General features: G+C 44.9%; 18 protein-coding genes and 1 tRNA gene. 11 read left to right on the top strand and 8 right to left on the bottom strand.

Annotated features, from left to right (window positions below; genetic code table 11):
• Positions 1 to 116 precede the first annotated feature (116 nt).
• From H9Q78_RS13650 to H9Q78_RS13665, 4 genes are all read left to right on the top strand, one after another.
• Complete coding sequence (locus H9Q78_RS13650) at positions 117 to 1,028, top strand: DMT family transporter (RefSeq protein WP_249302476.1); 912 nt, start codon at positions 117 to 119, stop codon at positions 1,026 to 1,028.
• Between the two features lie 83 nt (positions 1,029 to 1,111).
• Complete coding sequence (pepF, locus tag H9Q78_RS13655; RefSeq protein ID WP_249302478.1) at positions 1,112 to 2,917, top strand: oligoendopeptidase F; 1,806 nt, start codon at positions 1,112 to 1,114, stop codon at positions 2,915 to 2,917.
• A gap of 113 nt (positions 2,918 to 3,030) precedes the next feature.
• Positions 3,031 to 3,795, top strand: a complete 765-nt coding sequence (locus H9Q78_RS13660; protein WP_249302479.1) for a nitroreductase family protein — start codon at positions 3,031 to 3,033, stop codon at positions 3,793 to 3,795.
• A gap of 165 nt (positions 3,796 to 3,960) precedes the next feature.
• Positions 3,961 to 4,032 (top strand) — tRNA-Gly (locus tag H9Q78_RS13665).
• A 995-nt stretch (positions 4,033 to 5,027) separates the two neighbouring features.
• Here the strand turns inward: H9Q78_RS13665 and H9Q78_RS13670 are convergent.
• The 8 genes from H9Q78_RS13670 to H9Q78_RS13705 all read right to left on the bottom strand — a co-directional run bounded on the left by H9Q78_RS13670 (position 5,028) and on the right by H9Q78_RS13705 (position 10,196).
• On the bottom strand, positions 5,028 to 5,846 hold the full coding sequence (locus tag H9Q78_RS13670; protein WP_249302480.1) for an FxLYD domain-containing protein: 819 nt from the start codon (positions 5,844 to 5,846) through the stop codon (positions 5,028 to 5,030).
• Between the two features lie 92 nt (positions 5,847 to 5,938).
• Positions 5,939 to 6,187 (bottom strand): hypothetical protein, encoded by a 249-nt coding sequence (locus H9Q78_RS13675; RefSeq protein WP_249302481.1) that lies wholly within the window; start codon positions 6,185 to 6,187, stop codon positions 5,939 to 5,941.
• Positions 6,188 to 6,334: 147 nt separating this feature from the next.
• Positions 6,335 to 6,550 carry a hypothetical protein gene (locus H9Q78_RS13680; protein ID WP_249302482.1) on the bottom strand — a complete coding sequence of 72 codons (216 nt, stop codon included), beginning with the start codon at positions 6,548 to 6,550 and terminating at the stop codon, positions 6,335 to 6,337.
• A 362-nt stretch (positions 6,551 to 6,912) separates the two neighbouring features.
• On the bottom strand, positions 6,913 to 7,716 hold the full coding sequence (locus H9Q78_RS13685) for a hypothetical protein (protein WP_249302483.1): 804 nt from the start codon (positions 7,714 to 7,716) through the stop codon (positions 6,913 to 6,915).
• On the bottom strand, positions 7,691 to 8,278 hold the full coding sequence (locus H9Q78_RS13690) for an RNA polymerase sigma factor (RefSeq protein ID WP_249302484.1): 588 nt from the start codon (positions 8,276 to 8,278) through the stop codon (positions 7,691 to 7,693). The genes H9Q78_RS13685 and H9Q78_RS13690 overlap by 26 nt, the downstream gene beginning before the upstream one ends.
• A gap of 203 nt (positions 8,279 to 8,481) precedes the next feature.
• The gene (locus H9Q78_RS13695; protein ID WP_249302485.1) at positions 8,482 to 9,240 is read right to left on the bottom strand and encodes a Fic family protein; all 759 of its coding nucleotides are present in this window, start codon (positions 9,238 to 9,240) and stop codon (positions 8,482 to 8,484) included.
• A gap of 186 nt (positions 9,241 to 9,426) precedes the next feature.
• Positions 9,427 to 9,891 carry a TspO/MBR family protein gene (locus H9Q78_RS13700; RefSeq protein WP_249302487.1) on the bottom strand — a complete coding sequence of 155 codons (465 nt, stop codon included), beginning with the start codon at positions 9,889 to 9,891 and terminating at the stop codon, positions 9,427 to 9,429.
• A gap of 131 nt (positions 9,892 to 10,022) precedes the next feature.
• Positions 10,023 to 10,196, bottom strand: a complete 174-nt coding sequence (locus tag H9Q78_RS13705; RefSeq protein ID WP_249302488.1) for a hypothetical protein — start codon at positions 10,194 to 10,196, stop codon at positions 10,023 to 10,025.
• A 281-nt stretch (positions 10,197 to 10,477) separates the two neighbouring features.
• On the opposite strand from H9Q78_RS13705, the gene H9Q78_RS13710 reads away from it, so the two are divergent.
• The 7 genes from H9Q78_RS13710 to H9Q78_RS13740 all read left to right on the top strand — a co-directional run bounded on the left by H9Q78_RS13710 (position 10,478) and on the right by H9Q78_RS13740 (position 18,414).
• Positions 10,478 to 11,101 carry a TetR/AcrR family transcriptional regulator gene (locus H9Q78_RS13710; protein WP_249302490.1) on the top strand — a complete coding sequence of 208 codons (624 nt, stop codon included), beginning with the start codon at positions 10,478 to 10,480 and terminating at the stop codon, positions 11,099 to 11,101.
• Positions 11,098 to 11,988 carry an ABC transporter ATP-binding protein gene (locus H9Q78_RS13715; RefSeq protein ID WP_249302492.1) on the top strand — a complete coding sequence of 297 codons (891 nt, stop codon included), beginning with the start codon at positions 11,098 to 11,100 and terminating at the stop codon, positions 11,986 to 11,988. The genes H9Q78_RS13710 and H9Q78_RS13715 overlap by 4 nt, the downstream gene beginning before the upstream one ends.
• Entirely contained in the window at positions 11,981 to 12,778 is a 798-nt protein-coding gene (locus H9Q78_RS13720) for an ABC transporter permease (protein ID WP_249302498.1), read from the top strand. Before H9Q78_RS13715 ends, H9Q78_RS13720 begins: the two co-directional genes overlap by 8 nt.
• Positions 12,779 to 12,894: 116 nt before the next feature.
• Entirely contained in the window at positions 12,895 to 13,458 is a 564-nt protein-coding gene (locus H9Q78_RS13725) for a TetR/AcrR family transcriptional regulator (protein WP_249302499.1), read from the top strand.
• Positions 13,459 to 13,595: 137 nt separating this feature from the next.
• Positions 13,596 to 14,192: an HdeD family acid-resistance protein gene (locus H9Q78_RS13730; RefSeq protein ID WP_249302500.1), complete on the top strand. Its 597-nt coding sequence runs from the start codon at positions 13,596 to 13,598 to the stop codon at positions 14,190 to 14,192.
• A gap of 2 nt (positions 14,193 to 14,194) precedes the next feature.
• On the top strand, positions 14,195 to 16,318 hold the full coding sequence (locus tag H9Q78_RS13735; RefSeq protein WP_249302504.1) for an efflux RND transporter permease subunit: 2,124 nt from the start codon (positions 14,195 to 14,197) through the stop codon (positions 16,316 to 16,318).
• Complete coding sequence (locus H9Q78_RS13740) at positions 16,315 to 18,414, top strand: hypothetical protein (protein WP_249302506.1); 2,100 nt, start codon at positions 16,315 to 16,317, stop codon at positions 18,412 to 18,414. The genes H9Q78_RS13735 and H9Q78_RS13740 overlap by 4 nt, the downstream gene beginning before the upstream one ends.
• Positions 18,415 to 18,434 lie beyond the last annotated feature (20 nt).

Here is an 18,434-nt window from a genome sequence, read left to right on the forward strand (position 1 = left end):
AAGGAAAGATTTTTTCAAAAATCAAGCGGCAGGTGTGGACAAGAAAAGAAGAAAAGAGTATAATGCCACTGGTTGATTTTGGACAGTCTGTGCAGAGAAGAGAGTGGAGGATAAAATTGAAGAAAAATGTGACGGGGCTCGCCAACGCCGGGATGGTGCTCACCGCATTGATATGGGGATTTGCCTTTGTGGTGGTAAAAGATTCCGTGGATTTCATACCGCCTGTTTACATGCTGGCGTTCCGGTTTACCATTGCGTTTGCCGGACTGGCACTTGTATTTTGCAAAAAATTATTTAAAATCAGTAAAAGAGACTTATTTTGCGGGGGGATTCTGGGCATCCTGTTATTTATCAGCTATTTCTTTCAAACCGTCGCGATTCAATACACCACAGCCGGGAAAAATGCGTTTTTGACCACGATATATGTGGTGATCGTTCCGTTTCTTCATTGGTTCATCAATAAGAAAAAGCCGGATGGGTATTGTATCGCCGCCGCGTTTTTGGCAATCGCCGGAATCGGACTTCTTTCCCTGCAAGGCGACTTGTCCATGAATATCGGTGATATTCTGACTATTATCTGCGGCTTTGGTTTTGCGTTCCACATGATTTATATTGACCGGTATACGGAGAAGCATGATCCTGTGGCCCTGACGATTCTTCAGATTGGGGTGGCAGCTCTTATTTCATGGCTCATGGCGCCTCTCTATGACGGGACTTTTCCGGAAGCGGCTTTTTCTATGAAGATTGTAACTAGTATGCTTTATCTGGGGCTGGGGAGCACCATGATCGCGTTTCTCCTGCAAAATGTGTGCCAGAAATATACGACGCCTTCTTCTGCGTCGCTGTTCCTTTCCCTGGAATCGGTATTCGGCGTGCTTTGTTCTTTGATTTTTCTGAAAGAGTATCTGACTGTCAGGATGGCGATAGGATGTGCGCTTATTTTTGCGGCTATCCTCCTGGCTGAGACTAAGCTTTCCTTTTTAAAGGGGAACAGAAAAGACAAGGAGATGGAGATACAGGAAGAATGACGGAGATGTAGAGTATACACTTACGTATAGGAATAGAATATGAAATTCCGGAATAGAATGGTCCGGAAAGTGGAGGAGACGATATGGCCGAAACAAAGACGATCCAAAAAAGAAACGAGATTCCCTTTTTAGAGACCTGGGCGACGGAGGATATCTTTTCTTCCGATGCCAAATGGGAAGAAGCATTTACAGAAACGAAAACAGCGCTTTCTGATTATGAGAGGTTTAAAGGACACCTGGGGGAATCTGCTGAAATGCTTTACGGCTGCCTTAAATTTGATGAACAGATAAGCGAAATGATGGATAAGATCTACAGCTATGCTCATTTGAAATCAGATGTGGATACGGGCAACCAGTTTTATCAGCAGATGGTAGGGCGGGCGGCCGGATTATGGGCGGCGGCTTCCGCGGCTTCTTCTTTTATCGCGTCTGAGATTCTGGCGATCGCGCCGGAGCGCCTGACGGAGCTTAGGAAATCAAGCGGGGCGGACAGGAGCTTTGACAGGCTTCTGGATCTGATACTCCGGGACCGGGCGCATACCAGAAGCCAGGAGGTGGAAGAGATTCTGGCAGACGCCTCTGAAGTGACGATGGGGCCTTCTCAGATTTTTAAGATGTTCAATAATGCGGATACCCGGTTCCCGTCCGTAAGGGATGAAAATGGGAATCTGGTGGAACTGACCCATGGCCGTTATGTATCTTTTTTGGAGAGCAAGGACAGAAGAGTCCGTGAGGCTGCGTTTCATGCCATGTATGAGACATTCGGCCGCCACAGGAACACGCTGGCCGCCGCTTTTCAGGCCAATGCGAAACAGGCTTGTTTCTACGCGAAAGCCAGGAGATACAGCTCTGCGCGGGCATACTATCTGGCAGATGCCAATGTGCCGGAAGAGGTGTATGATACTCTGATAAGTACAGTGAGAGAGTTCATGCCGCTCATGTTCCGTTATGTGGCGCTCAGAAAACGAATGCTGGGGCTGGATGAGCTTCACATGTATGATCTTTATACTCCAATCGTGTCGGATGTGGAGAACAGGATTTCCTATGAGGAGGCAAAGAGCATCATAACAAAAGCGCTGGAACCAATGGGGCCTGAGTATCTTCGGGTGTTTCAGGAGGGGCTGGAAGGCCGGTGGATTGATTTCCGGGAGAATGAAGGAAAGAGGAGCGGAGCGTACTGCGGAGGTCCCTACGGCGTCCATCCCTTTATACTCATGTCCTACCAGGATACTTTGGATAATGTATTTACCCTGGCCCATGAAATGGGCCATGCCATGCACTCTTATTTTTCCAACAGCAGCCAGACCTTTACAAATTCTCAATATAAGATTTTCGTAGCGGAGGTCGCTTCTACCTGCAATGAGAATCTTCTGAACCGGTATTTGCTGGAGCACGCCGCAGACAGAAAGGAACGTGCTTATATCCTGAATCATTTTTTGGACGGTTTTAAAGGCACCGTATTCCGCCAGACTATGTTTGCGGAATTTGAGAAAATTGCTCACGAAAAAGCGCAGGAGGGAGAAGTCCTGACGGCTGATGTGCTTTGCGGCATATATAAGGAGCTGAATCAGGACTATTTTGGCAGCGGTATTGTGATCGACGATGAGATCGCTCTGGAATGGGCGAGAATCCCTCATTTTTACACTCCTTTTTATGTATATCAGTACGCGACGGGGTTTTCTGCCGCGGTCGCTCTTTCAGAGCGGATTTTGAACAAAGAAGAAGGGGCGGCTGAAGCTTATATGGGATTTTTAAAGGGCGGCTGCAGCAAAGACCCCATAGATTTATTGGCGGATGCCGGAGTGGATATGCGGACGCCGGAACCGGTCAGAGCGGCCATGGCGTCATTCGAACGGGCGCTGGAAGAACTGGAAGAGCTGCTTTCCTGAAATTTTGGAATTTTTAAGAAATTCTTTGCCTTTTCTCCAGGAATAACTGGATGGATTTGTGATATAATGAATACACTCTATTATGACAGGATTGGAAATGGGGGGTGGGGAGCTTGACTTTGTATGAGGCAGTATTTAACCGAAAATCGGTGAGGCATTATAAAATGGAGCCCCTGCCCCAGGAGCTGTTTAAAAATCTGAGGAAGTTTGAGCAGGGCCTTCGCCCTCTTTGGGGAAAACTTCGTTATAGTGTGGAACTATTCAATGCCATGAATGGAGAAGCCCGGATAAAGGGCCTTTTCAAGGTCAAAGCACCGTATTATCTGGTGCTGTTTTCGGAAGCGGGAGAATATGCGATGGCCAACGCCGGTTATCTGATGGAGCAGATCGTTCTGTATTTGACCAGCAAAGGCATCGGCACCTGCTATCAGGGAAGCGCGAAAATTCCGGCCATGGACGGGCCGGAGGGGATGGAGCCGATGATGGTCCTGGCTTTCGGCTATGCGGACGGGAAACTGTACCGGGATTCCTTTCAGGCGAAAAGACTTCCGTTAAAGGAGCTGTGCGCGTTTAAAGAGGACTCTACAGAGGAGACCAGGCTGATGATGCAGGCGGCGCGTATGGCCCCCTCTGCCATGAACGGGCAGCCCTGGCGTTTTATGGTGTATCAGAACAGGATTCATGTGTTTGCGAGGAAAGAGACGTTTCGGTTCAGCTCCAAGGCGGATTTTCTGGGGTTTGATATTGGCGTGATGCTGTATCATATCAGCCTGGCGGCGGAAGAGAACTGGCGGGATACGGAATTTTCCAGGATGGAACAGATGGCTGCCAGGGAATTCAAAAACAACAAGTATTTTCTTACGGTTTTTCTGGTCTGAAAGAGGGGCCGGATCGTTATCTCTGGAGATAAGTTGTTGTAGTTAAAAAAACAATAATAAAAATTCAAAAAACTGTTGACAAAGTGCCGCGGGCATAGTATTATATTACATGTCCGCTGGAGAACACAGGAAAAAAAACAGTGGAAAAGGAAAAAGATTACATATGCGCGAGTGGCTCAGTGGTGGAGTATCGCCTTGCCAAGGCGAGGGTCGCGGGTTCGAATCCCGTCTCGCGCTCTCAAAAAGTCTGATTTTATCAGGCTTCTTTTTGTGTTACATTTCGTGTTGCATAAATTTTAAAAATTGAGTATTCAGTACATTGACAAAGTAAAAGGCGAACCACTTTTTTTCCAGGTGAGTTGTAGAGAATTATGAATAAAATGTTTGACATGGAAGACAGCAGCGCAATGAATATTATTATATGAATACTTTACTGAATAACTTGTTCGTAGGACTCCAGATTTAGAGCAGATGCTTCTATCAAATTACAGGACGTAGACAAATGTATTTTCCATATTTTCATAGATAGTTTAAAATTCCCGCGAGCTATGCCTGCACATTATTATGTAGCAGTCAAGGTAAGGTATGTTATAGCCATGTGCTATTGCTAAATAGGATTTCATAACTTAGGGGAATTGTCAGTGCTTATATTAAGGCCAAGCTAAATCTCTTGCAGAAAACATTTAGATGTCTGAAGTAGTCGAAATATGGCATTTTCCCTGTTCCTTTAAGTAGATTTGCCATAAAATATATCATATATTTATAAAAATAAGGCGAAATTTGTCGCGTTAATATGTCGTAAATCATGGAAAGTAATAGGAGTCACGCCATTTTCATCTTATAGGCGAATCCAGTTGTAATTCAGGGCATGCCCGCTGATAGGGACCAAAACATCATCTTTGACTTGATTTATCAACAGTATGATATAGAGGGGAGCTGATGCCGTCGGTTCCTGGTCGGGTTTTTTGCCTCATTTTTCCGAACGCTGTCTTTGTCTACATCAACAACAACTTCTTAGATGGTTATATAAATACCATTAGCTAGTTTTTTGCTGTTGCCGTTATAGTATTCTCTTTTTTTGTATAAAAATAACAGCCAGCCGGAATTTATGTTCCGCTTGTGGTGGCTGTCCGAAGATGATATAATATAGTTATGTAATGGCGTACCATCTTCGGATTGTATGCTTACCGGTCTTTGTTGGCGCAAAGACCGGTTTTTATGTATAATTTTAACTAAATTCCACCGTATGCAGTAACAGTTATTGTATCATACGCATATTCAGCAGGATCAAACATACAGTTTATATCAAATGCCGTAGTTTCTCCAGCGGCAATTTTATTTGTAAAATAACCAGTCGCTCCAGTAACTATATGCCCATCTGCATCTCTAAAAATAGCGGTCGCAACAAATCCATCATCATATCCAATAGCTGAAGTATTTGTAACTTCTCCAGTTATTGAATCTCCCTGTAAAGAAATATTAAATATTTCGAAATCAGCAGAACTTCCGGCAGCGCTGTTAGTAATTATATTGTAGTCATCAGGAGTTACTCCTGCTATTTCGATCGAAGCAGGCATTTTTTCACAACTAATTTGCGAAGCCTGAGCTATTGTATCACCTGCTGCAATATACCCCCTTACATCTTCATCAGATGCTAATATAGAACCTGTCTCATCTTTAGCTATTATTTTTACGGTTGGAAATTCTATATCTACTGTATTTTCATTTTTCATTTCATAAGCATATTCAATATAATAGCAATCGTGCCCTTCTATTACAATATAACCGTAATCCAAAACAGTGGGCGGTTTTATCTCATCACTTTTACTTTCTGCCTTTATTGTGTTGTTTGAATTATCTGCCTTACTGACATTTGATTCTTCGCTTTCTTTGAGTGTACCATTTGCGTTCTCAGTTGAGAAAGCTTCAGATTTTTCGGTAGTTGTTTCCTTTATCTGGTCCGTGGCTGTCGGGGCGCTGGGTTTACCACAGGCAGCCGTTGATATAGTTAGCGCAGAAACCAACATTAAACATATAATTTTCTTTTTCATTTTAATTTCCTCCTTCAAAATGCAATTTTACTAAAACACCAGCAGCGAATCAAATCTTCCAACACTGGTTATAATTGACCTTAGCCAACTTTTTACTTAATATTCCAAGAATTACCACAGCTTTGACACAGACATATCTTTTGTGTATTAAATGATGTTTTTTCATTTCCCTTTGATTTTTTCCATAAGAGATTTGACATTCCGAGTGTGCAGGCTGCTGTAAGACCTCTGGCTGCATTGTTTACATGTCCGCCGAGACCATTACCATGTTTTTTTGTTTTTCCACTTGTTTGAACCATTTCGATGGTTACATTTTCGCTACCGCATTTTGGACAAATCATACTTGTTTTCCTCCCATAAAATTATTATTATATTAGCCGCATAGCGGTCAATAGTTTGATTAATTCTACTATATTCCCATTTACCGAGGACTTTTCCTGCACAGATGATGTTTTCACCGAAGATGGGTTGAGTCATTATTATACGATTCATATAATGTGTATAGGAACTTCAATAATATCGTTCAAAATATTTTCATCAAATTTTGCTTCAAACTTTTTTAGTACATCGTCGTAAGAAGTGCTATATTTTAATTCGAAAACGGGGCGTTTTGCTGGTAAAAGAAACTTAATGGCCCAAATTACAATAATAGCCGTTATGGCGATAGCAATAACGACAAATGTATAACGATGATTAACTTTCAAAAATCATATTTCCGACATATATCGACAATAATAGTATACACTATTTGGAGGAAAAATGTAAATAGTATAGAGGTCATGATTCTATATTTTGTTGTTAGATTATAAAGTAAAGACTGTATTTAATCTTTATCGTGTTGCATAACAGTCCCCAATTATGTTTTATAGAATAAAATAGTGAAACATCGTACAATGGCATATAAGAATTCTCATAATATGTCACTGACATGTTCGAATCCCGTCTCGCACTCGATGAAAAACCCAGTAAATCAAGGTTTATAGACTTTGATCACTGGGTTTTTTGTTATGTTTTTGTGTTTTTCCGCCGGTTTTTTTACTGAGACGATAAAAGGTTCACATTACATTCAAAATTTGACGCTTAAATTTCCAGTCTTCAGTGACAAATAGTCAGAGCTGACATTTAGCAGATAAATGTAGTATTCTCCGCTTTCAGAAACAGTCAGCTGATACGTATCAGTCAGATTATCATAGACGATTCCGTCATACATAATGCCGTCTTTTACAATACCTATTTGTAAAAGCTGATCATCTACCGTCACGGACGGGTATTTTTCAAAAGAGTAACTTATGGCTGCCCCTTCAGACAATACCCATCCGGAGCCGTCTGGCTGCGTCAATATCGCTGGAGAAGCATTTGGCATAATGATTTCTGGTGTGATATATGTGTTTTTTTCTGCGGAGGATATGGGGAATTCTACAATTATTGAAGGCTTAAGGGAAGGTATCTCAATTTCTTTTACAATTCTGCTGGATGGAACTTGTGTGATTTCTGATAGCTCATCCAGATTGATTTCATTCCCGTTTTTGTCCATGTATTTGCCATCTTTATATAGGATATAATTGGTGTCTCTGACTTCAGTGCCAATGAGCCCCCTTGTACTGTCATCGATTAAAGAAGCTTTTTTGAGCAGAGAAGATATTGCATATATGGATAGGGAAGAGACGCACATGATCAATAGTAAGAAACCTAAAATATATTGTAATTTCAACCTATGATAGGTAGGAGGATTAATGGACATCCATACTTTTTTTTCTGCATGAATACGGGAGTTCCCTCTGCTCTTTTTTTGAGTCCAGCATAATTCTTCAATGTAGGATTCATCCAATTCCTGCATAACATCGTTATAAGATGTCCTCATAGTTTTCATAATCAATTCCCCTTTCCTTTAACAGATCCCGGAGTTTTTTTCTGCCCCGATAAAGCTTGGATTTTATGGAAGATTCTCCTATTCCAGTTTCTTCGGAGATGGACCGTATGGTTTTCCGGTAATAATAATATTTAATGAAACAAATTCGTTCTTCTTCACTGAGAAGTGAAAGAACATTTTTTAATGTGTCGGCCAGCTCTTGCAATATAACGCTGTCAAGAAGCTGCTCTGGCGCATGGATGATTATAGATTCATCGAACGAAAGATGATTCTCTGTTCTAAACTCTCGTAAGGCGTTTTTCGATATATTTCTTGCAATGCTTCCCAAATAAGGCTTTAAAGTTTGATATTGTTCAGGATTGATGTGGTCTGTGTGTCTCCACAATGAAATAAAGACGTCGGCTACCGCTTCTTCTTTATCTTCTTTAGAGAGAGACTTACCGATTATATTTTCGACAATGTACGATACATATTTATAGTATAGAGAGATACACAGTTGTAAGGCATGTTTTTTATGCGATTTTAAATCTAATATTAATTGGAGTTCCTTATCAGGTGTCATCTTTTATCCCCCCATATTAGATGCTAAAAAGGTAGAATGGTCTATCTCTTTGTCTTTTGACTATATATACACAATCATTATTACTTTGGTTGCACTTTCTGAAAATAAAATGTAATATGATTACAAGAAAAGTGACATCGAATACAACGAGAAAGGCAGGAATTTCTTCCTGCCTTTTTGCGTTTTACTTATCTAAATCTTTATTATGTTATATTCAGCAGCCTGCAATGATCTTTTTCGGTTTCTATGACAGACTCAGCGATCAGCTTTACGAAAGGATCTGTGTCTGGGTTATCCGGTTTCTGAGAAGCTATAAGCGCTTGGATGTAATCAGAACGAAGAGCCGGAGAAATGGATACGATACCATAGCCAGCCTTTATAAACAGTATGTTCATGAGGAACCGAGCGATCTGCCCGTTTCCGGCAGTGAAAGGTTGGATATCCACAAGCCGCTTGTGGCAGAGAGCCGCAAACTCGATCGGATGAAATTGTTTCTTTGAGTATTCCATCTGCTGTATGAAATGTTCCATCAATCTTGGGACATCTTCCGGTGCCGGAGGAATATAATCGGTTCCAGAGATATAGACCTGAATATCTCTGTATTTCCCTGCGTTATCGCTGTCAACTCCCTCGTAGAAGAGCCTATGGAGCTTTTGTATAGCGGATTCTGTTATGGGCTCCCCGCTGCGGGCGACATTCAGCATATAATCGTAAGCTTTGGAATGTCCCAGAGCTTCTATACAATCTCTGACCAGTTTTCCCGCAACGGTTAGACCATCCTCCAGGAGAATCTTTGTTTCCGAAATAGTGAGTGTATTTCCTTCAAGGGCATTGCTGGAATAGGTGAAACCGATTCGGAAATATTCATCCAGGTTTTTTGATTCCTCTGGAGAAAGAGGGCGACTGGATTGTATTTTCTTTTTATAATCGTCTGCTTTGCTAAAAAGCTGTTGTTTGGTCATGTGAATTTCGCCTTTCAAATTAAAAATAGGATAGCAGTATTATATAACGAAAACCCCACATATCCAAGAAAAATATTTATAATTTGATTGATAAAAATCACGATGACGATTGTTATATTCACATCATTATTTTTAAGCGAGAGAAGTGAAGGACTTTCAGACAAAGAAAAGGAGAGTCCATTCAGGTCAATTCAGTTTATAGATCATGAAATTCAGGTAAGCGGCGAACAGGCACCAGAGTAAATATGGTATCTGCAAATAGGCAGATAAAGGACTGATCTTGTAGAACTTATAAATCATCAATACGATGAGCGCTATCAGCGCCAATAACCATATAAAGGCAAAAAGGTACTGTGAAAATCCGAAGAAGATTATACTCCAGCAGAAGTTGAAAAAAAGCTGGACAGCGTAGACTTTAAGAGAAGCTCCTTTGCTTGGATTATCGGATATGGAAACGATATACGAGGATAAGCCCATCAGGATATAGAGAACAGTCCATACGACGGGAAAAACAAAAGAAGGAGGACTTAATGGGGGCTTATTTATAACAGAGTACATTGCTGTGTTACCACTGAAGAGGACAGATAGGGACCCGACAGCCAGAGGGATTAAAAGATATATGAAAAAGGTGCTTTTATCTTTGATTTTCATGGATTTAGTCCTGACAGGTTTTGTTTAATAGTATGAAGCTTTTTGATGAAATATGAATTTACTGCCCGTCGCGCTACATGAAAAATAAGGGATGTTCTAGGATATACTACAAAATACTTTTGGAATCATTTTTAGAAGTCTCCATTCAGATACCGGCAGAAGTTCTGGACCGTCACGATTTCGGCTCGCTGGCGATGCAGGGGCCGCTTTATCCCCGCTTCGGCAGTACCGCTCACATGTCGGCGAGAAATCCGGATGATTTCTGCCGGTACTCCGCATGCCGCACCATACTGGATAAATTCCATCCCTCTGATTCCATGAAAGTATCAGGGAACCACGCGGCCCGCGCGCCTAAAGGCCGTAAAAATCCTGGTTACGGCTGCCAGCGAGCCGCCTGGATGGAATCGGATTTCCTCTTGCTTTGTAAACCAGACAGAGAAAACTAGTTTAAAAGGTATAGAAAGTATTTACATTTTTTTGTCCAGAAGGGGGTTGTAAAAAATAGTCAGTTTTCTATAATGGGGATAAGGAGAAAGATTGACCGGTACGGTCAAAAATAGAGGGGCAAAGCGGAAGGGAGAGCGCGATGGTAAATGAAAGGTTTCAAAAGCTTCCGGAGGAAAAGCGGCAGGAGATTGTGAACGCGGCGCTGGAGGTATTTGCGAAGAACGAATATAAGCATGCTTCCACCGATCTGATAGCGTCAAAGGCCGGGATTTCGAAGGGGCTTCTGTTTTATTATTTTAAGAATAAACGGGAACTGTATCTGTATTTGATGGATTATCTGGAAGAAACGGTTACATCCCAGCTGCTGGATCCGCATTTTTATGAAATAGATGATTTTTTTGATCTCCTGGAATATGGAGGAGAAAAGAAATGCCAGATCGTCTGCAGGAATCCCTATATGATGGAGTTTTCCGTCCGGGCTTTTTATTCCACCCACCAGGATATCAAAGAGGATTTGGATGACTACATGCAGGAGAAGACCTCCCATATGTTCCGTCAGTATTTTAAAGCAGTCGATCTGAATAAATTCCAGGAGGATGTGAATCCGGAGGAAATTCTGCAGATGATGATGTGGATGACGGACGGCTACATGCATCAGCAGATGAATATGGGGAAGAACGTGGAACTGGAGGGGCTTATAAAGCTGTTCCGCAGTTGGATGGATATGTTCAGGCGGATATCTTATAAAAAGGAGTATCTATGAAAAATAGGATTGAGGTAGAAAAGATCACGAAGGATTATGGAAGAGGGCGCGGTGTGTTTGATGTGAGCTTTTCTGTCGGTGAGGGGGAGGTATTTGGGTTCCTCGGACCGAACGGGGCGGGGAAGACTACGACTATACGGCAGCTGATGGGTTTTATTCGGGCAGATAAAGGCAGCATCCGGATCGACGGGATGGACTGCTTTGAAAAGAGGGCGGATATTCAGAGGCATCTGGGTTATCTGCCGGGAGAGATTGCTTTTATGGAGGATATGAGCGGAGATGAATTTCTTAAGTTCATGGCTCAGATGAAAGAAATCAAGGATCTGTCGAGGCTGAATCAGCTCAAGGAATGTTTTGAACTGGACGGGAGAGGAAAAATCCGCCGTATGTCCAAGGGGACGAAACAGAAGATCGGGATCATCTGTGCCCTGATGCAGAATCCAGAGATACTTTTGTTGGATGAGCCGACCAGCGGGCTGGACCCGCTGATGCAGAACCGGTTTATCGATATCCTGCTGGAGGAAAAAAAGAAGGGAACCACGATTTTTCTCTCATCCCATATTTTCGAGGAGGTCGAACGTACCTGCGACAGGACCGCGTTTATCCGAAGCGGGGAACTGGTATCCGTTTCCAGGATGAAGGATATTCAAAAAAGCAGAAAACGGATATTCGAGATAACCTTCCAGAAGGAAGAAGAAAAGGCAGAATATTTAAATAAACATGAAGACGCGGCGCCGAAGCGGGAAAATGTTGAAATTTCCGTATCCGGCGGGATGGACGGATTCATAAAGGAGCTGGCGGGATATGAGATAGGAGATGTCCGTATGCGTATGCAGACTCTGGAGGAGATGTTCCTCCACTTCTATGGAGGAGAAGACGATGAATAAGACCTTATGGAAAAGAGAATGGAGGGCGAATTACAAGGTCCTTCTGATATTTGGGGCTGTTTTGTCCTTATATTCAGTGATGATCATCTGCATGTTCGATCCCAAGCTGGGAGAAAGTCTGAAAGTGATGATGGAAAGCATGCCGCAGATATTTTCCGCGTTTGGGATGGCATCCCCCGGCGTTACGCTGCTGGATTTTGTCATCAACTATCTGTACGGATTTCTGCTCGTGGTATTTCCGGTCGTGTTCATCATTATTCTGGTAAACCGGCTGATGATACGGTATACGGACAGGGGGATTTTTGCCTATCTTTTGGCTACTCCCAACAGCCGGATGAAGCTCACGTTCACGCTGGCCGGCGTACTTTGCCAGATGATACTGATACTCGTCATCTATGTGACGTTTCTGACCATCGCAGTAGCCGCCGTTATGTTTCCGGGAGAGCTGGAGATCGGAAAATTTTTTTTGGTGAACGCAGGGCTTCTGGGGCTGCTTTTTTTCCTCTCCGGAGTATGTTTCCTCTTCTCCTGCATTTTTTCGGAAAGCGGAAAGGCTATGGGCTTTGGAGCGGGAGCCTGTATCCTGTTCATTCTGGTCCAGATGCTGTCTCAGGTAGGAGAGAAATTTGATAAGCTCAAATATGCCACTCCTCTGACCTTGTTCCAGCCGGAAAAAATAGCGGCAGGAAACAGAGAGGCGGTCTGGATGTTCCTCATTCTCTATGGGGCCGGATTTTTGCTGTTCGGTGTGGGAATAAGGATCTTTTGCAAAAAGGATCTGTCCATCTGACGGTTTTTCAGGACAGAAAACATTTTAAGGCTTTTGTAGTTTGTAAATGCCGGGATTATCGGTTATAATGGAAGACGCATTAAGGGTTGGAAAAGGGAAGGAAAGGAGACACATCTGTGCCGTCATTTACAAAGAAAGCCATTGTCGACTCGTTTTTGAAGCTTCTGAGAGAAAAGCAGCTGGATAAGATTACCATAAAAGACATCGTGGAGGACTGCGGAATCAACAGAAATACGTTTTATTATCATTTTGATGATATACCGGCTTTGGTGGAAGACATCCTGAAAGCGGAGACAGAGCGGGTGATCTCCGAACATCAGGATATGGAATCCTGGGAAGAAGGGTTTATCGCGGCGGCGGATTTTGCCCTGGATAATAAAAAAAGCGTTTATCATATATACAATTCTGTAAACAGGGAGGTTTTTGAGCAGTACCTGAACAATATTTCCAGGGATGTGATGAAGCGGTTTGTCGAGCAAGTGTCGGAGGGAATCGGAGCCAGCGAGGAAGATAAGGCGCTGATCGTGGAGTTTTATAAAGCGGCTCTGACCGGTATGGTTTTGGATTGGCTGGGTGCCGGGATGCAGTACGATCCCAGGCAGGTCATCCGAAGACTTGGCAAGATGCTGGAGGGTGAGATCGAGGCGGCGCTAAAGAGGATTTCCAGGCAGGGAATTTAGGCATTGGATATAAAATGTCTGATTTTTAGTCAATTGAAGGGCAGTGCACAATTTTTGTGCACTGCCCTTTTTTTACCCATTCAAAAAAAGAAGCCGGGGTCATAAAATAAAAAGCGGAAAGAAAAGGAGGATATGGTATGAAGACGAGTAAGACGATCAAAGCCGCAAAATTTGGATATATTGTCACCTCATTGGTTTCATGTGTCGCCGGTATATTCTTAATAGTCTGTCCCGGCATATCGGCACAGGCGCTTTGCTATGCGGCGGGGGCGCTGCTCATCCTGTGCGGAGTCATAAAGCTGATCGGGTATTTTTCCAAGGATCTTTACCGCCTGGCCTTTCAGTTTGATTTGGCTCTTGGCCTGCTCTCCGTGGCGATGGGGCTGGTGATGCTTTTTCATCCGGCGGGAGTGATTTCCATCCTGCATATCGTCATCGGCATCCTGGCTCTGGCAGACAGCCTGTTCAAGATTCAGACAGCAGTAGACGCGAAACGATTTGGAATCGGGAAATGGTGGGTCATCGGTCTGACGGCGGTAGTCACGGGTCTTTTTGGACTTCTGCTGGTCATCGATCCCTTCGCAGGGGCATCCATTCTCATGGTCATGGTAGGAATCACGCTGCTGGCGGAGGGAATCCTGAACCTGTGTGTGGCGCTTTGTGCCGTAAAGATCATCAAGGGGAGGAAACCGGATATCGTGATCATAGAAGAATATAAAGAGGAGGAGAAATAGAGATGAAGTTCGGAAAAGCGGTGGTTAAGTACCGGATACCCATTCTGATACTTGCCGTTTTGCTGCTGGTCCCTTCGGCAGTCGGAATGGCAAAGACAAGGATCAACTATGATATGCTGAATTATCTGCCGGAGGACATGGACACGGTAAAAGGGCAGGATATCCTGATGGAGGATTTTGGAAAAGGAGCTTTTTCCTTTGTCATCGTGGAGGGAATGCCGGAAAAGAAAGTAGCAGAGCTCAAAGCGAAGATTGAACAGGTAGAACATGTGGATACTGTTTTGTGGTATGACAGTATTCTGGATCTGTCGGTCCCCATGGATTTGCTTCCCGATAAGCTGTATCGAGCATTTAACTCCGGGGATGCCACTATGATGGCCGTATTCTTTGACAGTTCCACATCATCCGATGAGACCATGGGAGCCATACAGGCCGTCAGAGAGGTCACAGGAGAGCAGTGCTTTGTATCCGGAATGTCGGCACTCGTCACGGACTTAAAGGAGCTTTGTGAGAAGGAGGAGCCGATTTATGTGGGGATAGCGGTCCTTCTGGCCTGTGCAGCCATGATGATTTTTATGGATAATTTCCTGATACCGTTTGTTTTCCTCATAAGCATCGGCATGGCGATCCTGTTAAATATGGGGACCAATTATTTCCTGGGTGAGATTTCTTATCTGACAAAGGCTTTGTCGGCGGTACTCCAGCTGGCAGTCACGATGGATTATTCAATTTTCCTGTGGCACAGCTACAGTGAACAGAAGCGGCGTCGGACCGACAGAAAAAAAGCCATGGCGGTGGCTATTAAGGAAACACTTACTTCTGTGATCGGAAGCTCCGTTACGACGATCGCGGGTTTTATCGCCCTTTGCTTTATGAGCTTTACCTTGGGCAGGGACCTCGGCATAGTCATGGCGAAAGGAGTCATCCTGGGCGTGATCGGATGTGTGACGACGCTGCCGGCGCTCATCCTGGTCCTGGATAAACCGCTGGAAAAGACCATGCACAAATCTCTGATTCCGAAGGCGGATAAGGTGGCAGGCTTTGTTACCAGGCGGTTCCCTATATTTCTGGTCCTGTTTGTGCTGATCCTGATTCCTGCCTACGGCGGATATAAAAAGACCAACGGCGAGGTCTATTACGATCTGTCGGTCAGTCTTCCGAGAGATATGGATAATATTATTGCCAACACAAAGCTTCAGGAAACCTTCCAGGTGGGTTCCACCCATATGATACTGGCAGATTCCTCGCTGTCTCAGAAAGAGACGAAAGCGATGATAAAGGAAATGGAAGACGTGGACGGTGTGAAATATGTGCTGGGAATGGATTCTGTAGTCGGATCTCTGGTACCGGAGGAAATGATACCAGAATCCATCAGCAGTATCCTGAAAAGTGATAAATGGGAGCTTTTGCTGGTGAATTCAGAATACAAGACGGCCAGCAATGAGGTCAACGATCAGATAGACGGGCTGAACGCAGTACTCAAAAAGTATGACAAGAATGGTATGCTGATCGGGGAGGCTCCCTGTACAAAGGATATGATAGAGGTCACGGATACGGACTTCAAGGTGGTGAACGCCATATCCATCATCGCGATTTTCTTTATCATCGCAATCGTGGAAAAAAGCATTTCCCTGCCGTTCATCCTGGTGGCTGTCATAGAATTTGCAATTTTCATCAATCTGGGACTGCCGCATTATACCAATGTGTCTCTGCCCTTTATCGCGCCGATCTGCATCAGCACCATTCAGCTGGGAGCCACGGTCGACTACGCGATCTTGATGACAACGCGGTATAAAAGTGAACGATATTCCGGACTGGATAAAAAAACGGCTGTGGGAAATGCCCTGGCGGCGTCCATTCCGTCGATCATCGTCAGCGCGCTGGGGCTGTTTGCAGCCACCTTCGGAGTGGCCTGTTATTCGGATATCGATATGATCAGCTCCTTATGTAATCTGATGGCCCGCGGAGCCATTGTGAGCATGTTCTGTGTGATTTTGATTCTTCCGGCTATGTTCATGCTGTTTGACCGGGTAATCTGTGCGACGAGCATCGGCTTCCGGAAAAAAGAAGATAAAGGCAAAAAAAGAGGATGGAAACGAAAAAATGATTCGGAGGTTGCATTATGAAAGACATGAAAAAGAGATCAGTTAAAATCCTTTCCCTGATTCTGTGCGCTGTGATGGTGTTTAGTCTGGTGGGAGCGATATCCTATGCCGCCGGAGCGAAAACCAGAAGAACGGCGGAAAAGGAGACGGCAGAAACAGAAGCTTCTAGAGGGGAAAAGGAACAGGAAGCCACAGAAGGAGACGTATCAAAGGATGAGACGGTTTATGTAATAGCAAACGCCGACGGTTCCCCCAGGAAGGTCATTGTAAGCGACTGGATAAAGAACAGCATCGGCAAAGCACAGGTGAATGACCGTTCAGAGCTTGACAATGTGACGAACGTGAACGGAGAAGAAAGCTGCACCGTGAACGACGGCGGCATGCGCGTCTGGGATGCAGAGGGCAATGATATTTATTATAAAGGAGATATCCGCAAGGAACTTCCGGTTACCATGTCCATCAGCTACAGGCTGGACGGGAAAGCCATTTCTGCGGAGGAGCTGGCCGGAAAGAGCGGAAAAGTCACCATGCGGTTCGACTATACCAACAATCAATATGAAGAGGTGGAGATCGAGGGAGAAAAACAAAAGATTTATGTGCCGTTTGTGATGCTGACCGGTATGATACTGGACAATGAGCAGTTTAAGAATGTGGAGGTTTCCAATGGACGTTTGGTAAATGATGGGAGCCATACCATCGTTGCAGGAATCGCGATGCCCGGACTCCAGGAGAATCTGAATATTGACAAGGAAAAAATAGAACTTCCGGGCTATGTGGAGATCACGGCCGATGTGACAGATTTTGAAGTGGCCGCCACTCTGTCGCTGGCGACAAATGAAGTATTTTCTGATATCGACCTGGAGGATGGAGATTCCATTGACAAACTGAAAGAGTCTCTGGATAAACTATCCGATGCCATGGAACAACTGTTGGACGGCTCTTCCGCATTATACGACGGTCTGGAGACTCTGCAGAGCAAGTCGGGAGAGCTGATTGACGGAGTCAGCCAGCTGGCGTCTGGAGCGGGGGCCTTGTCAGACGGGGCCGGAGCATTAAAGAGCGGATCTCAGAGCCTCAAAGACGGGGCCGGCGATCTGGCCGGAGGACTGAATAAACTGGCTGCCAATAATGAGACTTTGAACGGAGGAGCCAGACAGGTGTTTGATTCTCTGCTGGCGGCCGCGGACAGCCAGTTGGCGGCGGCAGGGCTTTCTGTACCGGCGCTCACCATTGACAACTATGCGGAGGTGCTGGATGGGGTCAAAGGCTCCCTGGATGAGAACACCGTATACAACATGGCCTATAATACGGCGCTTGATGCGGTGACCGGAAAGGTGCGCGCTCAGGAAACGGCCATCCGCGCTCAGGTCGAAATCGCTGTCCGTGGAAAGGTACTGGAAGGAGTTCTGCAGGCGGCCGGAATGCCGATGACGGCGGAGCAGTATGAGGCTGCCGTGAATGCAGGCGGAGTAGATGCCGATACCCAGGCCATGGTCGCGGCAGCTGTGGATAATCAGATGCAGTCGTCCGATATCCTGGGACAGATCGCCGCTGCCACAGAATCCAAGGTTCAGGAGCTGATCCAGCAGAATATGCAGAGCAGCGAGGTGACGTCTCAGATCAATGCCGCTGTGGAAAGCGCCAGAAACGGAGCCGGAAGTATAGCGGCCCTTAAGGCCCAGCTGGACGGTTACCATGAGTTTTATAACGGCCTGCTGAGCTATACCGCCGGTGTTGCCGAAGCGAATGACGGAGCCGGAGCACTCCTGGGCGGAGCCTCTGAGCTGGCTGCCGGAGCGTCAGATCTTTACGACGGCGCGGGGACTCTCCGCGAGGGAATCAGCCGGCTGCAAAGCGGCGGCAGCGCCCTTACGGATGGGGTATCACAGCTGGCCGACGGAGCATTGCAGTTATCTGACGGTCTGAAGGAGTTCAGCGAAGAGGGGATACAGAAGCTGGTGGATGCGGTCGACGGGGACCTGGATGTGTTGGTATCCAGACTCCGGGCTACCGCAGATGTCTCTAAGAACTATAGATCCTTTGCAGGAATCTCAGGAGATATGAGCGGAAGCGTGAAGTTCATTTATAAGACAGACGCAGTAGAGACAGAAGAATAAAGAAAGAGCGCTGCTCCATA

Origin of the sequence: Qiania dongpingensis, from assembly GCF_014337195.1 — a bacterium.
In the GTDB taxonomy this organism is placed as follows: Bacteria; Bacillota; Clostridia; order Lachnospirales; family Lachnospiraceae; genus Lientehia; species Lientehia dongpingensis.

Excerpts from the sequence above, each read along its gene's own strand:
- pepF (WP_249302478.1), top strand. The coding sequence starts at position 1,112 with ATGGCCGAAACAAAGACGATCCAAAAAAGAAACGAGATTCCCTTTTTA.
- H9Q78_RS13670 (WP_249302480.1), bottom strand. The coding sequence starts at position 5,846 with ATGAAAAAGAAAATTATATGTTTAATGTTGGTTTCTGCGCTAACTATA.
- H9Q78_RS13675 (WP_249302481.1), bottom strand. The coding sequence starts at position 6,187 with ATGATTTGTCCAAAATGCGGTAGCGAAAATGTAACCATCGAAATGGTT.
- H9Q78_RS13685 (WP_249302483.1), bottom strand. The coding sequence starts at position 7,716 with ATGAAAACTATGAGGACATCTTATAACGATGTTATGCAGGAATTGGAT.
- H9Q78_RS13690 (WP_249302484.1), bottom strand. The coding sequence starts at position 8,278 with ATGACACCTGATAAGGAACTCCAATTAATATTAGATTTAAAATCGCAT.
- H9Q78_RS13695 (WP_249302485.1), bottom strand. The coding sequence starts at position 9,240 with ATGACCAAACAACAGCTTTTTAGCAAAGCAGACGATTATAAAAAGAAA.
- H9Q78_RS13700 (WP_249302487.1), bottom strand. The coding sequence starts at position 9,891 with ATGAAAATCAAAGATAAAAGCACCTTTTTCATATATCTTTTAATCCCT.
- H9Q78_RS13705 (WP_249302488.1), bottom strand. The coding sequence starts at position 10,196 with ATGGAATTTATCCAGTATGGTGCGGCATGCGGAGTACCGGCAGAAATC.
- H9Q78_RS13710 (WP_249302490.1), top strand. The coding sequence starts at position 10,478 with ATGGTAAATGAAAGGTTTCAAAAGCTTCCGGAGGAAAAGCGGCAGGAG.
- H9Q78_RS13715 (WP_249302492.1), top strand. The coding sequence starts at position 11,098 with ATGAAAAATAGGATTGAGGTAGAAAAGATCACGAAGGATTATGGAAGA.
- H9Q78_RS13720 (WP_249302498.1), top strand. The coding sequence starts at position 11,981 with ATGAATAAGACCTTATGGAAAAGAGAATGGAGGGCGAATTACAAGGTC.
- H9Q78_RS13730 (WP_249302500.1), top strand. The coding sequence starts at position 13,596 with ATGAAGACGAGTAAGACGATCAAAGCCGCAAAATTTGGATATATTGTC.
- H9Q78_RS13735 (WP_249302504.1), top strand. The coding sequence starts at position 14,195 with ATGAAGTTCGGAAAAGCGGTGGTTAAGTACCGGATACCCATTCTGATA.
- H9Q78_RS13740 (WP_249302506.1), top strand. The coding sequence starts at position 16,315 with ATGAAAGACATGAAAAAGAGATCAGTTAAAATCCTTTCCCTGATTCTG.